This window comes from Saccharopolyspora karakumensis (genome assembly GCF_004349225.1).
GTDB classification, from domain to species: domain Bacteria; phylum Actinomycetota; class Actinomycetes; order Mycobacteriales; family Pseudonocardiaceae; genus Saccharopolyspora; species Saccharopolyspora endophytica.
In genome coordinates, this window is sequence record NZ_SMLA01000007.1 from 138,262 (window position 1) to 152,956 (window position 14,695).

17 protein-coding genes are annotated in these 14,695 nt (G+C 70.9%); 8 read left to right on the forward strand and 9 right to left on the reverse strand.

Annotation, left to right across the window (positions count from 1 at the left end; genetic code table 11):
• The first annotated feature begins 3 nt into the window (after positions 1-3).
• Positions 4-1,443, forward strand: coding sequence for an NADP-dependent phosphogluconate dehydrogenase (gndA, locus tag E1202_RS07470; protein WP_132681823.1), 1,440 nt, complete (start codon positions 4-6; stop codon positions 1,441-1,443).
• Here the strand turns inward: gndA and E1202_RS07475 are convergent.
• Positions 1,440-2,633: an MFS transporter gene (locus tag E1202_RS07475; protein WP_235877831.1), complete on the reverse strand. Its 1,194-nt coding sequence runs from the start codon at positions 2,631-2,633 to the stop codon at positions 1,440-1,442. The genes gndA and E1202_RS07475 overlap by 4 nt on opposite strands.
• Before the next feature lie 115 nt (positions 2,634-2,748).
• Positions 2,749-3,333 (reverse strand): CGNR zinc finger domain-containing protein, encoded by a 585-nt coding sequence (locus tag E1202_RS07480; protein ID WP_132681824.1) that lies wholly within the window; start codon positions 3,331-3,333, stop codon positions 2,749-2,751.
• Between the two features lie 130 nt (positions 3,334-3,463).
• Between E1202_RS07480 and E1202_RS07485 the strand changes: the two genes are divergently transcribed.
• Entirely contained in the window at positions 3,464-4,618 is a 1,155-nt protein-coding gene (locus tag E1202_RS07485; RefSeq protein ID WP_132681825.1) for an epoxide hydrolase family protein, read from the forward strand.
• A gap of 36 nt (positions 4,619-4,654) precedes the next feature.
• Here the strand turns inward: E1202_RS07485 and E1202_RS07490 are convergent, their stop codons facing one another.
• Both E1202_RS07490 and E1202_RS07495 read right to left on the reverse strand, forming a co-directional pair.
• A complete protein-coding gene (locus E1202_RS07490) occupies positions 4,655-5,458 on the reverse strand; it encodes an MBL fold metallo-hydrolase (RefSeq protein WP_132681826.1) in 804 nt (267 codons plus the stop codon).
• A 16-nt stretch (positions 5,459-5,474) separates the two neighbouring features.
• On the reverse strand, positions 5,475-5,774 hold the full coding sequence (locus tag E1202_RS07495; protein ID WP_132681827.1) for a MoaD/ThiS family protein: 300 nt from the start codon (positions 5,772-5,774) through the stop codon (positions 5,475-5,477).
• Positions 5,775-5,897: 123 nt separating this feature from the next.
• Between E1202_RS07495 and E1202_RS32920 the strand changes: the two genes are divergently transcribed.
• Positions 5,898-6,098, forward strand: coding sequence for a helix-turn-helix domain-containing protein (locus E1202_RS32920; protein WP_207918497.1), 201 nt, complete (start codon positions 5,898-5,900; stop codon positions 6,096-6,098).
• A gap of 44 nt (positions 6,099-6,142) precedes the next feature.
• A complete protein-coding gene (locus tag E1202_RS07505; RefSeq protein ID WP_235877839.1) occupies positions 6,143-6,622 on the forward strand; it encodes an RNA-guided endonuclease InsQ/TnpB family protein in 480 nt (159 codons plus the stop codon).
• On the opposite strand, the gene E1202_RS07510 is transcribed toward E1202_RS07505, so the two are convergent.
• The gene (locus E1202_RS07510; RefSeq protein ID WP_132681829.1) at positions 6,532-7,647 is read right to left on the reverse strand and encodes a WD40/YVTN/BNR-like repeat-containing protein; all 1,116 of its coding nucleotides are present in this window, start codon (positions 7,645-7,647) and stop codon (positions 6,532-6,534) included. The two genes, E1202_RS07505 and E1202_RS07510, sit on opposite strands and share 91 nt — an antisense overlap.
• A gap of 37 nt (positions 7,648-7,684) precedes the next feature.
• Positions 7,685-8,482, reverse strand: a complete 798-nt coding sequence (locus E1202_RS07515) for a helix-turn-helix domain-containing protein (protein WP_132681830.1) — start codon at positions 8,480-8,482, stop codon at positions 7,685-7,687.
• A gap of 209 nt (positions 8,483-8,691) precedes the next feature.
• Between E1202_RS07515 and E1202_RS07520 the strand changes: the two genes are divergently transcribed.
• The 4 genes from E1202_RS07520 (at position 8,692) to E1202_RS07535 (ending at position 12,701) form a co-directional block, all read left to right on the forward strand.
• The gene (locus E1202_RS07520) at positions 8,692-9,846 is read left to right on the forward strand and encodes a hypothetical protein (protein WP_132681831.1); all 1,155 of its coding nucleotides are present in this window, start codon (positions 8,692-8,694) and stop codon (positions 9,844-9,846) included.
• A 112-nt stretch (positions 9,847-9,958) separates the two neighbouring features.
• Positions 9,959-11,263 (forward strand): MFS transporter, encoded by a 1,305-nt coding sequence (locus tag E1202_RS07525; protein WP_132681832.1) that lies wholly within the window; start codon positions 9,959-9,961, stop codon positions 11,261-11,263.
• Positions 11,260-11,814 (forward strand): nuclear transport factor 2 family protein, encoded by a 555-nt coding sequence (locus E1202_RS07530; protein WP_132681833.1) that lies wholly within the window; start codon positions 11,260-11,262, stop codon positions 11,812-11,814. The genes E1202_RS07525 and E1202_RS07530 overlap by 4 nt, the downstream gene beginning before the upstream one ends.
• A 266-nt stretch (positions 11,815-12,080) precedes the next feature.
• Positions 12,081-12,701 carry a response regulator transcription factor gene (locus E1202_RS07535; protein WP_132681834.1) on the forward strand — a complete coding sequence of 207 codons (621 nt, stop codon included), beginning with the start codon at positions 12,081-12,083 and terminating at the stop codon, positions 12,699-12,701.
• On the opposite strand, the gene E1202_RS07540 is transcribed toward E1202_RS07535, so the two are convergent.
• From E1202_RS07540 to E1202_RS07550, 3 genes are read right to left on the reverse strand one after another with little or no spacing between them, the layout of a single operon-like run.
• Complete coding sequence (locus tag E1202_RS07540) at positions 12,698-13,930, reverse strand: amidase (RefSeq protein ID WP_207918498.1); 1,233 nt, start codon at positions 13,928-13,930, stop codon at positions 12,698-12,700. The two genes, E1202_RS07535 and E1202_RS07540, sit on opposite strands and share 4 nt — an antisense overlap.
• Positions 13,927-14,190, reverse strand: coding sequence for a hypothetical protein (locus E1202_RS07545; RefSeq protein ID WP_235877833.1), 264 nt, complete (start codon positions 14,188-14,190; stop codon positions 13,927-13,929). Before E1202_RS07545 ends, E1202_RS07540 begins: the two co-directional genes overlap by 4 nt.
• Positions 14,183-14,686: a flavin reductase gene (locus E1202_RS07550; protein WP_132681836.1), complete on the reverse strand. Its 504-nt coding sequence runs from the start codon at positions 14,684-14,686 to the stop codon at positions 14,183-14,185. The genes E1202_RS07545 and E1202_RS07550 overlap by 8 nt, the downstream gene beginning before the upstream one ends.
• Positions 14,687-14,695 lie beyond the last annotated feature (9 nt).

A 14,695-nucleotide genomic window follows, 5' to 3' on the forward strand; every position in this document is an offset into this window, starting at 1 on the left:
CGAATGAGCACCACAGCGCAGATCGGGGTCAGCGGACTGGCGGTCATGGGCCGCAACCTGGCCCGCAACTTCGCGCGCAACGGCTACGCCGTCGCGCTGCACAACCGCACCCCCGCCAGAACCCGCGAGCTCGTCGACGAGTTCGGCCACGAGGGCACGTTCGTCCCGGCCGAATCCGCCGAGGACTTCGTGGCGGCGCTCGAACGGCCGCGACGACTGGTCGTCATGGTCAAGGCCGGTGACCCCACCGACGCGGTGATCCGCGAGTTCGCACCGCTGCTGGACTCCGGGGACGTGATCATCGACGGCGGCAACGCGCACTTCGGCGACACCCGCCGCCGCGAGCAGGAGCTGCGCGAGCAGGGCATCCACTTCGTCGGCACCGGCATCTCCGGTGGGGAGGAAGGCGCGCTGCACGGCCCGAGCATCATGCCCGGTGGTTCAGCGGAGTCCTACGCCTCGCTCGGCCCGATGCTGGAGACGATCGCCGCCAAGGCCGCCGACGGCGCACCCTGCGTGACGCACGTGGGCGCGGACGGGGCCGGGCACTTCGTGAAGATGGTGCACAACGGCATCGAGTACGCCGACATGCAACTCATCGGCGAGGCGTACCAGCTGCTGCGCGACGTCGCCGGGTATCCGCCGAAGGAGATCGCCGGGATCTTCCGCGCCTGGAACACCGGCAGGCTCGACTCCTACCTGATCGAGATCACCGCCGAAGTCCTGTCCCACGTGGACGCCGCGACGGGAAAACCGTTCGTCGACGTGGTCGCCGATCAGGCCGAGCAGAAGGGAACCGGGCGCTGGACGGTGCAGCTGGCGCTGGAACTGGGCGTGCCGGTCTCGGGCATCGCCGAAGCGGTGTTCGCCCGCTCGCTGTCCGGGCACACCGCGCTGCGCGAGGCGTCCCGCGGCCTGACGGGCCCCACCCCGCGAGCGCTCGGCGACGCCGAGGCGGCGAGGTTCGCCGACAAGGTCGAGCAGGCGCTGTACGCGTCGAAGATCGTGTCCTACACGCAGGGCTTCCACGAGATCGCCGCGGGCAGCGCCGAGTACGACTGGCGGCTGGACCTCGGTGCCATAGCGGCGATCTGGCGCGGTGGGTGCATCATCCGCGCGGCGTTCCTGGACCGCATCCGCGCGGCCCACGACAACCGACCCGACCTGCCGAGCCTGCTCTCCGACGAGGAGTTCGCGGCGGAGATCGCCGAAGCCCAGGACGACTGGCGCGCGGTGCTCGTCGCGGCCACCGAACAAGGCGTCCCCGCACCGGGTTCCGCCGCCGCCCTCGCCTACTACGACGCGCTGCGCGCCGAACGCCTCCCGGCGGCGCTCACGCAGGGGCAGCGGGACTTCTTCGGCGCCCACACCTACCGCCGCACCGACCGGGAAGGCACCTTCCACACCCTGTGGGGCGGCGACCGGTCCGAGGTCGAGGCCTAGCCGGGCTCGTGCGCGGGTGGTCTCGCGGCCGGAACGGCCAGGGCGGACGGGACCAGCAGGGCCGCGACCAGCAGCAGGGCGTGCAGCGTGCCGACGTGGTCGGCGAGGTAGCCCAGCAGCGGCGGGCCCGCGAGGAACGCCGTGTAGCCGATGGTGGAGACGACGCTGACGCGGGCCGCCGCGCGGGCCGGGTCGTCGGCCGCCGCGCTCATCCCCACCGGAAATCCCAGGGACGCACCGATTCCCCAGATCGCGGCGCCCAGGAACACCAGCGGGAGCCAGGTTCCGAAGACCACCAGCAGCACGCCGATCCCGGCGGTGGCCATGGTGGCCCAGAGGACCTTCGTGCGGCCGAAGCGGTCGAGCAGGATCGTGCCGACCACGCGACCGGCGGTCATGGCGCTGAGGAACACCGCGAAACCGACCGCACCGAGCCACGGCGGGATGCCGTAGCCGTCGACCAGCGCCACGCCCAGCCAGTCGTTGGCGGTGCCCTCGGTCAGCGCCATCGCCAGAACCATCAACCCCACCAGCAGGGTTCGCGGTTCGGCCCAGGCGCGGACGATCCCGCCGCCGGGCGACTCCTCCCCCTCGTCGTCGTGCGCGGGCAGCAGGGACGGTGCCGCGAACGCCGGGACCACCGCGACCAGCGCCGCCGCACCGACCAGGTGCACCACGATCGGCACGCCCAACCCGGCGCAGGCCGCCCCCACCCCGGCTCCGACGACGGTGCCGAGGCTGAAACCCGCGTGGAAGCGCGGCATGATGGTGCGGCCGATCCGGCGCTCCACCGCGGCGCCGTCGATGTTCATCGCCACGTCCCACACGCCCGTGCCCAGCCCGAACGCGAACAGGCCCGCAGCGGTGACCCAGACGTCGCCGAACACCCCCGCACCGGTGCCGGCCAGCGCCACTCCGGCGGCGTCGAGCACGGCGGCGCCGGTGATGACCGCGCGGGCGCCGAAGCGGTGCACCAGGGCTCCCGCCAGCGGCAGCGCGAGGATCGATCCGACGGAGATCGCCAGCAGCAACCTGCCCAGCTCCCCCGGCGAAACCGACAGCGCGTCGCGCGCCTCCGGTATGCGCGACATCCAGCTGGCCATCGCGAACCCGTTGAGCGCGAACACCACGGCAACGGCGTTGCGAGCACGCAGCACACCGGAATCGGCGCGCGTTTCGACCGCCACCACAACCCCCAGCATCGATCCAGACCGCGCACCAGTCTGCGGGCGCCGCCGCTGAGCGGTCAAACCAATTCCGGAAACCCGGCAGCCCTCGCGTCCGCGTCGAAGTCCCCGGATCGGCTCAGCCGGTACCCGTCCGCGCGCCGGTCGCGTTCTTTCGCTGGGCGTTGAAGCGCACCTTCTTCTGGCGGTTCCCGCACGTGTTCATGTCGCACCACTTGCGGGTGCGGCTCTGGCTGGTGTCGAAGAACGCGGCCCGACAGGTCGGCGAGGCGCACAACGCCAACTTCCCGTCTCGTTCACCCGCGATGATGCTGATCGCGTCGGCGGCGATCACGCTCAGGGCGTCTTCCACGCTGGAAGCCGAGCTCAGCCGCCACCGACGATGCCCCTCGGGCGTCAGGACGGCCGCGGCCTGACCTCGAAGGCTGCGCTCGTTGATGACGTGGACGGCTGAGGCCGGAAGGGCCTCGTGGAGCGCGGCGGCTGTCGCGGCGGCGTGGATCGATTCCCGCAGTTCCCGCGCGAGTTCGAGCTGGTCGTCGGTGCAGGAGTCCACGGCCAGGCCGCTCACCGCCAGCCAGTCGGCGAGTCGCTGCGGTGTGGGGATCCGCTCAACGGCGTCACCGCACCGCTCCGTCAGGGTCGCCGTGAAGCCGGTCGCCAGCTCGGTACCGAGGCGGAAGTCGGGGAAACCAGCACGCATGGAACCACCTTAGCTCCGGCGGCCCGGTCGACCGAGGTGGCTGGTTGCACGTCGATGCGCGGACTGCTAGAACCACCTTAGCCGGTTCACCACAGGTCACGGCCGGTTCTGCGATGGCCAGGAGGTCCTCATGCCCAGTCCCACCAGCGACGTGCAGGCGTTCGAAGCCCGCGCGACCGACGCCGATCTCGACGATCTGCGCGCGCGCTTGGCAGCGGCTCGGTTACCGGAGGAGGAGACGACACCTCGCCGCTGGGAGCAGGGCGTTCCGCTCGCCGATCTCGTCGACGTCGTGCACCACTGGCGCACCGGGTACGAGTGGCGGTCGTTCGAGGAGCGCCTGAACCGCATCGGCCAGTTCCGCACCACCATCGAGGGCTTGGGAATCCACTTCCTGCACCGCCGATCCGCGCGCGCGGACGCCACTCCGCTGATCATGACGCACGGCTGGCCGGGCAGCGTCGCCGAGTTCGTCGACGTGGTCGACGAACTGGCAGATCCGGAAGATGGTGACGCGCCCGCGTTCCACGTCGTCGTCCCATCGCTCCCGGGCTTCGGTTACAGCGACAAGCCGGCCACCACCGGGTGGGGGACCGAGAAGATCGCGGCCGCGTGGGCGGAACTGATGGGAAGGCTCGGTTACGACCGGTTCGCAGCCCACGGCGGCGACTGGGGCGGCAACATCACCACGGTTCTCGGCGGAAGGTTCCCGGCGCACGTCCTCGGCATCCACACGACCTTCGCGGAAGGACCGCCCGGGTTGACGACGGACGGGCTGTCGGCGACCGAGCGCAGGTGGGCCGAGGAAACCCGCCACTTCTGGCGCCACCGCGCGGCGTACGCGAAGCAGCAGGCGACCCGGCCGCAGACCATCGGCTACTCGCTCGTCGACTCCCCGGTCGGACTCCTCGCCTGGATCCTCGACAAGTTCGCCGAGTGGTCGGACACCGAATGCAGCCCTTTCGAAACGATTTCCGTGGACCGGGTTCTCGACGACGTCACCCTGTACTGGCTGACGCGGACCGGCGCATCGGCGGCCCGCATCTACTACGAGAGCCACAACTCCCTCGACCCCGAACTGCGGGTCGACGTCCCGTCAGCGATCACCACGTACCCGCGCGACGTCGAGAAGTGCCCGCGCCCGTGGGCGCAGGAGCGGTACCGGCGGCTCGTCCGCTGGAGGTCACCCGAGGTCGGCGGGCACTTCCCATCGCTCGAGGTTCCCGAGCTCTTCGTCGAGGACCTGCGAGAAGGACTCGCCGCAGTGCTGGCCGCCGACCGGTGAACGCGCTGGGCGCCGGTTCCGTCGAGAAGCGTCGGCTCAGGCTCGCACGTGGCTGTCGAAGCCGGTGGGGTCGTGCGCGGAGATGACGTCGACCTCGCCCGCGAGGTCGCGGAGCCGGCTCTGGTTGTTCAGCCGCGCGCGGTTGTCCACCGCCATCGCCCGCTGGAAGGCGCGCAGCGCGGGCGGGCAGTGCGGGGGCTGCGACATCTCCCCCTGCCAGAAGTACGCGTCACCCGCGTGCAGCAACCACCGCGCGCCCGCGTTCACGGCGACGCCGACGTGACCGGTGGTGTGGCCGCCGAGCGGGACGAGCAGGATCTCCTCGGGCAGACCGTCGAGTTCGCGCACCGCCTCGAACCCGAACCAGTCCTGCCCGGAACGGTCCTCGTGGACGGCCCAGTCGGGTCCGTGCGCCCACTGCGCCTTGCGGTAGCGCATGTCCGGACTTCCGGTGGCAGCGCGCAGTTCGAGGCCGTGGACGTGCACCTTGGCCCGCGGGAAGTCCCGCAGTCCGCCCGCGTGGTCGAGGTCGAGGTGGGTGAGCACGACGTGCCGCACGTCGGCCGGGTCGAACCCGAGCCGCCTGACCTGCGCGACAGCGGTGGTCGCCGGATCCAGCTGCGGGTTCATCAGCATCCGGAACGCCTTCGGCAGCGAGGTCCGCGCCGGGTCGGAGTCCGCGCTGCCGAAACCGCTGTCGACCAGCACCAATCCGCTCTCGGTCTCGATCAGCAGGCAGTGGCACACCATCCGCGCCCGGCGCAGCACCGAACCCCCGCCGTCGATCAACCGGCCGCCGAAGGGCCGCATCGGACCGCAATCCAGGTGGTGAACCCTCATCCCGCCACCCTAGCGATCAGCCGCCGGCCATCGCTCCGATGATCATGTAGGGCTCCTTGCCGACCGCGACCTCCTCGGGCAGCGGGTCGTCGAGCGGCTCGTTGGACAGGTCCTGCTCGCAGGCGAAGAACCTGATGAACGCGCGCCGCTTCTTGGTGTCGTGATCGCGGACCGTGCCGCGCAGCGCCGGGTAGCGGGCCTCCAGGGCGTCGAGCACGAGCCGCTGCGTCGGGATGCCGTCGACCTCGACGGTCACCTCGTGCTCGGGGATCTTCGCCAGCGTGCGCAGGTGCGCGGGAAGCAAGATGCGGATCATGGCGTCTCCAATCGGCAGGCACTTCGGCCTGAAAGACTCGGGGCGGGGAACCCCGGCTCTTCCAAACCCGAGATCAACCCCGGTACTGACAGTTGCTAACTTGTGATCAGGAGCGAAACGGAGGTGAAGCGGCCTTTCAAATACCGCTTCTACCCAACCGAAGCGCAGAAGAAGGAACTGCTGCGCACATTCGGGGGTGTCCGGAAGGTCTACAACCTCGCTCTGGACGCCAGGACCCGCGCATGGTCTCTCCCGAATCCGTGCTCGGATCTCCGACCGGCGTCGCGACAACCTGCACAAGGTCACCACTCCGCTCGTCCGTGACAACCCAACGGTTCGTGATCGACGACCTCTCCGTTTGCAACATGATGAAGAACCGCCGCTTGTCCCGTGTCATCGGTGATGCGTCGTGGGCCGAGCTGCGGTCGGTGCTGGAGTACAAGTGCGCCTGGTACGGGCGAGAGCTGGTCCTGATCAACCGCTGGTTCCCCTCGTCCAAGACGTGCTCGAACTGCGGTGCACTCACTGATTCGTTGCCGCTGCGCGTGCGGGAATGGAGTTGTGGCGTCTGCGAGGCACGGCACGACCGGGACATCAACGCCGCACGAAACATTGTGGCCGCCGGGCTGGCGGTGTCGGCCTGTGGAGCGGGTGTACGACCTCAACGGGAAACCTCCCGGATGGGGCGACCGGCGGTGAATCAGGAACTTCCCGGCGCGAGCCAGGAGGACTCCACGTCCGTTGGGGCGGGGAGTGGTCAAGGCAGCGTTTGCACCTCCACCGACAGGACCGAGGGCAGGTTGTTGACGATGGGCCGCCAGGTGTCGCCGGAGTCAGGCGAGACGTAGACGTCGCCGCCGGTGGTGCCGAAGTAGATCCCGCAGTCGTCCAGCTCGTCGACGGCCATGGCGTCGCGCAGGACGTTGACGTAGCAGTTCTCCTGCGGGAGGCCGTTGGTCAGCGGTTCCCACTCGTTGCCGCCGACCCGGCTGCGGTACACGCGCAGCTTGCCCTCCGGCGGGAAGTGCTGCTCGTCGCTGAGGATCGGCACGACGTAGACGGTGTCGGGCTCGTGGGCGTGCACGTCGATCGGGAACCCGAAGTCGCTGGGCAGGTCGCCGCTGATCTCGTACCAGGACTCGCCCGCGTCATCGCTGCGCATCACGTCCCAGTGCTTCTGCATGAACAGCACGTCCGGCCGGTCGCGGTGCAGCGCGAGGCGGTGCACGCAGTGGCCGACGTCGGCGTCCGGGTCCGGGATCTGGCCGGACTGCAGGCCCTTGTTGATCGGCAGCCAGGACTTGCCGCCGTCGTCGGTGCGGAACGCGCCCGCCGCCGAGATCGCGATGTAGAAGCGGTCGGGGTTGTTCGGCGCCTGGATGATCGTGTGCAGGCACATGCCGCCCGCACCCGGCTGCCAGTTCGGCGCCGATTCGTGCTCGCGCAGCGCGGGAAGCTCGTGCCAGCTGCGGCCGGCGTCGGTGGTGCGGAACAGCGCCGCGTCCTCGACTCCGGCGTAGAAGGTGTCCGGGTCGGTGGCCGAGGGTTCCAGGTGCCAGACGCGGGTGAACTCCCACGGCCTCGGCGTCCCGTCGTACCAGAGGTGCGTGCCGGGCGTTCCGTCGTAGGAGAAGTGGTTGTCGACCGGCTCCCAGCTCCGCCCGCCGTCGTCGGAGCGCTGGATCTGCTGCCCGAACCAGCCCATGGACTGGGAGGCGAACAGGCGGTCGGGGTCGACCTTGGAGGCTTTGAGGTGGTAGAGCTCCCAGCCGCCGAAGTGCGGGCCGTCGACTTCCCACGACTCGCGCTTGCCGTCGGCGGTGAGGATGAACGCTCCCTTGCGGGTGCCGACGAGGACTCGGACACGACTCATGAGTGGCTCCCTGCGCTGGTCAAGGCTGGTGTCACGCTCAAGGTAGGCCCGCTGCGAGGGGTTGTCTTCTCCGATCTTGCGCAATCGGAGCGGCCAGCGGCGGCAGCGCCACCAGCACCGGGGCCGACCACGGCGGGACGACCTGCAAGGTGATCTCGCGGTGCTCCGGAGGCCGGGTGGGGGCGATGACCAGCGGTACGGGTGAGCCACCGACGACGTTCCAGCCGGGGACCAGCTGCTGCGCGTGGTCGGCCCGGGCGGCGAAGGCGGTCGCCAGCACCCAGTAGGTCCCCCGCGGGATCCCGGTGAGCGCGAAGCGCCCCTGCTCGTCCAGCAGCGCCCCGACGATCGGAACACCGCGCGGGGCGCGCTGCGCGAACAGCCCCACGTAGATGGCGGCGGCACCGCCGAGCGCGATGCGCGCCGCGGTGTCGAGGTGGACCTGGCCGGTGACGACACCGCCCGCGTCGTCGTCACCGGGTACCAGCACCGGGCGCGGCGGCGCGTCGCTGAGCAGGTCGGGCAGCCTGCGGAAGCTCACCGGGGACAGGCCGATCTCGGCGGTGAAGCGGCGGGTGAACGTTCCCACGGAGCTGAAGCCGACCGCGCAGCAGATGTCGATGACGCGTTCGTCGGTCTCCAGCAGCAGCCGTTTGGCCCGCTGGAAGCGGTGCGCGGCCAGGAATCTCCCGGGCGGCTGGCCGTGGGCGCGCTCGAACGCGCGGGCGAGGTGGAACGGGCTGTAGCCGACGTGGTCGGCGACGTCGGCCAGGGTGATCGGCTCCCCGGCATGACCCGCGATGAAGCGCGCGGCCTCGACTGCGACGTCCGGCATCTCCGACTACCCCCGATCGGCCCCATCCCAGCTACGAGCGTGACGCTACCGACCACACCCGACAATCCGGACCCGAAACCGGGGGTGCACCCGTTGCTGACACGTTCGTGCGTCGCCACCCCGCGGTCCTGGCGAGCTGGATTCGACATCGGGTTGAGATTCGGTTGGGTTAGGGTGATCGGGTTTGATCTTGAGTTCGGGGAGTGGACGTGCGGAAGCTGGTGCGGCGGGTCCGGTCCCGGTCCGATTACGCGTGGTACCTGGCGGCGCGCGAGTGGCCGCTGCTGGTCGTGGCGCTGGGAGCGCTGCTCGGCGCGGTCGTGGTGCTGCCGGTCGCGGTGGGTGTGGTCCTGGCGCTGATCTCGCTGGCGCTGGGCCTGATCACGCTCACCGGCGACCTGCGCGGACTGCACCGCCGCTGGTCGGAGCATGAGTTCACCCCCGCTTCGGAGCCGTTCCCGCACGCCGAGATCGGTGCCCCTGTCTCCTACCCCGCCGCCGTCTACAGCCACCTGCCCGGAGTCGGGACGGCGCTGCTCAGCGACGAGATCGACCGCGCCGTGCGGGAACGCCGCTTCGCGGTGCGGATCGCCGAGCAGCCCTACCGGCCGGCGCCGGAGCTGCGCGCGACCGCCCCCCACCTGCCGACCCTGCACTCCGCGGACCGGCCGCTGTTCAACGGTCCCGTGGTGGGTCTGCGCTCGGACCCGCTGCCCGGCAGCGGTGACGCCGAGGTGCGGCTGCACCGGACTCGCTACTTCGACTTCCAGTGCTCCAACGAGCTGTGCGGGATGCGGATCACCGACCGGGAATCCGGCGCGGAGTTCGACCTGCGGCGGAGGTTGCTGACCGACACCGCGGGCCGGTTGCGCGGCCTCGACGCCGGTGAGCTCGCCGACGTCGTGGGGGTGTCGACGCTGGCGTTCACCACCGACGGGCTGCTGCTGATCGTCGGCGACGGCGATCCCTCGGGCAGCGGCTCGCTGGAGCCGCGCGATCTGATCACCGCCGACGGCTCGTCCCGCCGCGACCTGGCCGAGGTGCTGGTCACCGGCATGGAGCGCGAGCTGCGCGAGGAGACCGGGCTGACCGGGGGTTCCGTCGCCGGGACCGAGCTCACGGGTTTCGCGCGCTGGATGGACCGCGGCGCCAAGCCGGAGTTCTTCGGCATCACCCTGCTCTCGGTGGCCAGCAACAACATCCCCGGCTCGAAGCTCGACTTCTTCGACATCGACCTGGCGACGATGAGCCGTGAGCTGCGCGCGGGCACCAACGTCCTGGAGGCGCCCAGCCTTCCGCAGCCGCTGCGGGAATCCGGCTCGCTGCCACTGCTTCTGGCGATCCGCGCGGCGGCGCTGCGGTAAGGGATTCCCCTAGTCCCCGGTCGGGAAATCTCCAATGGCGGCGCCTCGGGGCCGTCCCTAGCGTTGAGCGACAACGCGGACGCGTCCGTCTCCTCGACCGACAGGACTCGCCATGCCCGTGCTCAGTGAGAAGGGCGCCACGCGCGCCGGTGTCAGACGGATCGGCCTGGCCAGCGGGGTCGGTTCCACGCTGGAGTTCTACGACTTCGCCATCTACGGCACGGCCGCGGCCCTGGTGTTCGGGCAGATCTTCTTCATCAGCGGCGACGAGTGGTTCGGCTCGTTCCTGGGGCTGGCGACCTTCGCGGTCGGCTTCCTGCTCACCCCGCTGGGGGCGCTGCTGTTCGGGTGGATCGGTGACCGCTACGGGCGCCGGTTCTCGCTGCAGCTGACGTTCGTGGTGATGGGTTCTTCGACGCTGCTGATGGGCGTGCTGCCGTCCTACCTGGCGATCGGCATCACCGCACCGATGCTGCTGATCGCGCTGCGCATGTTGCACGGGCTGGCGCGCGGCGGGGAGATCGGCGGGGCCGCGGTGCTGGCCGTCGAGCACGCTCCGCCGCACCGGCGAGGGCTGTACGGGTCGTTCGCGACGATGGGCTCGCCGCTCGGTCAGCTGCTCGCCAACCTGGCGTTCGCGCTGGTGCTGCTGATGCCGATGCAGGCCGTGATCGACTGGGGCTGGCGGGTGCCGTTCCTGATCGGCGGTTTCGTGCTGGTGCTCGGAGTGTGGGCGCGGCGCGGCATCGACGAGACACCGGAGTTCGTCGCCCTCGCCCGCGGGCGCGAGGTGCCGTTGCTGGCGGTGTTCCGGGACGGCTGGAGGCGGCTGCTGCTGGCCGCCGGGGTGAACCTGGGCCTCAACGCCAACATGTTCATCCTCGCGACGTTCATGCTGTCCTACGCCACGGCCGCCGAACCGCAGGGGCTCGCGCTGCCCCGTCAGCCGATCGTGATCGGCAGCATGATCGGACTGCTGTGCCACGCGATCACGATCGTGCTCGCCTGCTGGTTGTCGGACCGGGTGGGCCGCAAACCGGTGATGATCTCCGGCGCGGTGGGTGCGCTGGTGTACGCGCTGGTGATGTTCCGGATCGCCGACATCGGCACGCCGCTCGCGGTGGGCCTGGCGGTCATCATCGGGTTCACCATCGGTGGATTCCTGTGGGGACCGCTGCTGACCTACTACTCGGAGCTGTTCACCGTCGAGCAGCGGCAGTCCGGCGTGGGTCTGGCGTTCCAGATCGGCAGCGTGCTCGGCGGCGGGTTCGCGCCGATGATCGCCAACCGGCTGATCGCCATGACCGGCAGCTCGACGTCGGTCGGCTGGTACGTCGCCGCGGGTCTGCTGGTGTCCCTGCTGTGCCTGCTCCGCCTGCCCGAGACCGCGCCCGCCCGCACGAGAGGAGTCCGATGACCGAGTCGACCATCGCCGCGCTGACCAGGCGAATCGAGGTCCTGGAGGCCGAGGCCGACATCCGCCGCGTTCAGGCCCGCTACATGTTCCTGTGCGACTCGCCGTGCCCGGAGTTCGCGGTGCGCGACGACGCCGAGCGCATCGACGCGATCATGGAGCTCTACGCCTCCGACGCGGTCTGGGAGGGCGTCGGCGAGCACTACGACGGGCAGTTCGGCCGCGCCGAGGGGCACGCGGCGATCCGGGCGCACTTCGAGCGGTTCTGGAGCCGGGAGCGGGACCCGGCGCTGCTGCTCAACGCGCACTACCTGACCTCCGAGCAGATCCACGTGAGCGGTGATGAGGCCACCGGGCTGTGGATCCACGTGCAGCCCTGGCTGTTCGCCGATGGCAGCGGCCTCTTGCGCTCGAGCCGGCTCAACAACGCCTTCCGCCGGCAGCCCGAGGGCTGGAAGATCACCCGCACGCGCACGGAGAACGTGTTCATCGCACCCCTCCCGGACCGCTTCGCCTCCGACCACCCGACGACCTCGGTGCTCCTCCGGGACTAACGCCAACGGACCTATCCAGATCTCGTACCACGTGCCTAGGATCTGCTCAGGCGTGCGGCGGAGCCGCTGTTTCAGGTGTGGGACTCAGCTCGCACCGCCGCGGGTTCTGGGCGGTGCTGTGGCGAGCACGCCGCGACGCCGTGTATTGGCATACATCAGGAGTGGCGCGCGGAGTCCACAGCGCCGCCCAGGTTCCGCTACCCGCGCCGCTGAGCAAAGCAACCCCTCGACAGCTTTGGTCTTCCCCTGGTTCGCCTGGAGGGACGATGACGACGCTTTCCGCGCCGGTGGTGCACATCGTCGACGACGACGAGGCGCACCGGCGGTCGCTGGTGTTCCTGCTGCAGACCGTCGGCGTTCAGGCGCTGACCTACCCGGACGCCGCCGGGTTCCTCGACGAGTTCGATCCCGGCGAGCCCGGCGTGGTGATCGTGGACGTCCGGATGCCGGGGCTGAGCGGGTTCCAGCTGCAGGAGGAGCTGTCCGAGCGGGAGTACCCGGCGCCGGTGATCTTCTGCTCCGCGCACGGCGACATCCCGATGTCGGTGCGGGCGATGCGCCTGGGCGCGGTGGACTTCCTGGAGAAGCCCTACGAGCCGCAGCGCATGCTCGACGTCGTCCAGGACCAGCTGCGCGAGGCCGAGCAGTGCTTCACCGCCCACGCCGAGCGGCTGCGCGTGCGCGAGCGGGTCGCCCTGCTGACGCCGCGCGAGCGGGAGGTGCTGCGGTTGGTCGTGGACGGGCGGTCGAGCCAGCTCATCGCCCGCGACCTGGGCACGAGCGTGAAGACCGTTGACGTGCACCGTGCCCGCATCAAGGCCAAGACCGAATCCGAGAGCCTGGGCACGCTCGTCCGGGACCTCCTCCAGCACGGGGTGGAGGTCTAGGCCCCTTCGACTCCCCGAGCCGTTGCCAGCAGGGCGGTTTCGCCGTGGTGGTGGCCGATGAGCTGGGTTCCCAACGGCACTGCGCTGTCATCGCGCAGGCCGGGGACGGTGGCCGTCGGGAGGCCGAGAGCCTGCCAGGCGCGGCTCATCACCGGGTCGCCGGTCGCGTCGAGCCCGCGCGGAGCGGGCCCCGGGGCGGCGGGACCGATGATGGCGTCGCAGGACTCGGTGAGCCGCGCCAGGTGCCGGCCCGCCTCGCCGACGACTCGCCGAGCCGCGTCGTACTCGGTGTCGGTGATGGCCGCTCCGGTGCGCAGCAGGGTCGCGAGGTGGTCGCTGAGCTCGTCGGCCGCGGCGAGTTCGTCGGCGCGTTCCCGCGCCGCCTCGTAGGCCATGACCACCGGGTGCGCTTCGGTGAGTTCGGCGACGAGCTGCTCCTCCGGGAAGGCGGTGACCACAGCGCCCCGGCCGGTCAGGGACGTGCAGGTCTTCTCCAGCGCCGCGTTCATCGCGTCGTCGACGAAGCCCAGCGCGGAGGCGTTCCAGCGCAGCAGGCGAGGTGCGCGGTTCGAGGGCGGTTCCGGGGTGCCGGTGAGCGCCGACCAGGCCAGGGCGAGGTCGCCGGTCGAGGCGGTGAACACGCCGTGCGAGTCCAGGCTCGGGGCCAGTCCCACGACGCCGTCGGTCGGGAACCTGCCGTGGCCGAGCACCAGCGAGGCGACGCCGCAGAACGCGGCGGGCCGGGTGACCGAGCCCGCGGTCTGCGAGCCGAGCGCGAGCGGGACCTGCCCGGACGCCACGGCTGCGGCCGATCCGCTGGACGACCCGCCCGGGGTGCGCTCGGGCGCGGCCGGGTTGCGGGTGGGCCCCGGGGAGAAGAACGCGAACTCGGTGGTCACGGTCTTGCCGATCGGCGTGGCCCCGGCGTTCCGCCACTCCCGCACGATCGCGGCGTCGGCGATCGCGGGCGGGGCGTCGGCGCGCAGCGCCGAGCCGCATCGGGTGGGCGCACCTGCGACGTCGATGATGTCCTTGACCGCCAGCGGAACTCCGCGCAGCGGGCCGTCGGCGAGCGCGGGTTCGGGCAGGTGCTCGACCCACGCGCGCAGCACGGGGTCGGTCTCGGCGATCCTGCTGCGGCTGCGCTCCAGCGCCTCGGCGGAGGTGGTGCGCCCGGCGGCCAGGTCGGTGACCAGCTCGCGCAGCGACCACGGGTTCCACGTCGTCACGGTCGCTCCCACTCGGCGTCGGCGACCCAGTGGTCCATGCCGGAGGCGCTGACGCCGTGCCGCCACGGCGAGGTGCGGCGCAGCAGCGGCTCCACCTCGGCGGTGGCCGCGTCGGCGGCCTCCGGTCCGTCGGCGTGGACCAGCCAGTGCACCCACTCGACCTCGCGGCCGGAGGCGTCGTGCACGAACAGGTCGACGTGCCGCCAGCCGTAGCCGTGGGTGTCGTTGTAGCAGGTCAGCGTCATGTTGCGGTCATCCACGATGTGCTCCCGCGAGGCTGTGGAACTCCCGCTGGAAGTACACCAGAGCGCCGCTGCCGGAGCGCGTGATCACCCGCTCGACCTCGACGAACATCACCGAGTGCGACCCCTGCGCGCGCACCTGCCCGAGGCGCCCGATGACCGACGCGGCGGCGTCGCGCAGCACGGGCACTTCCGCGAAGTCGCAGACCACCCCGGCGAACCGCTCGTGCATCGGCAGCCCGGTCGCGCCCGCGAACCGCAGCGCCAGGTCCTGCTGGCCCGAGCCGAGGACGTTGACGCAGATCCGCTCGTTGCCCGCCAGCACGTCGTGGGCGCGGCTCGCGCGGTGCACGCACACCAGCATCGTCGGCGGGTCGTCGGTGACCGAGCAGGCCGCGCTGACCGTGATGCCGGCGCGTCCGCTCGGGCCGTCGGTGGTGACGATGTTGACCCCGGCCGAGAGGTTCGCCATCGCCGCGCGGAACTCCCGCTGGGCGGGCGTCAGATCCGCCACGGTGCCTCC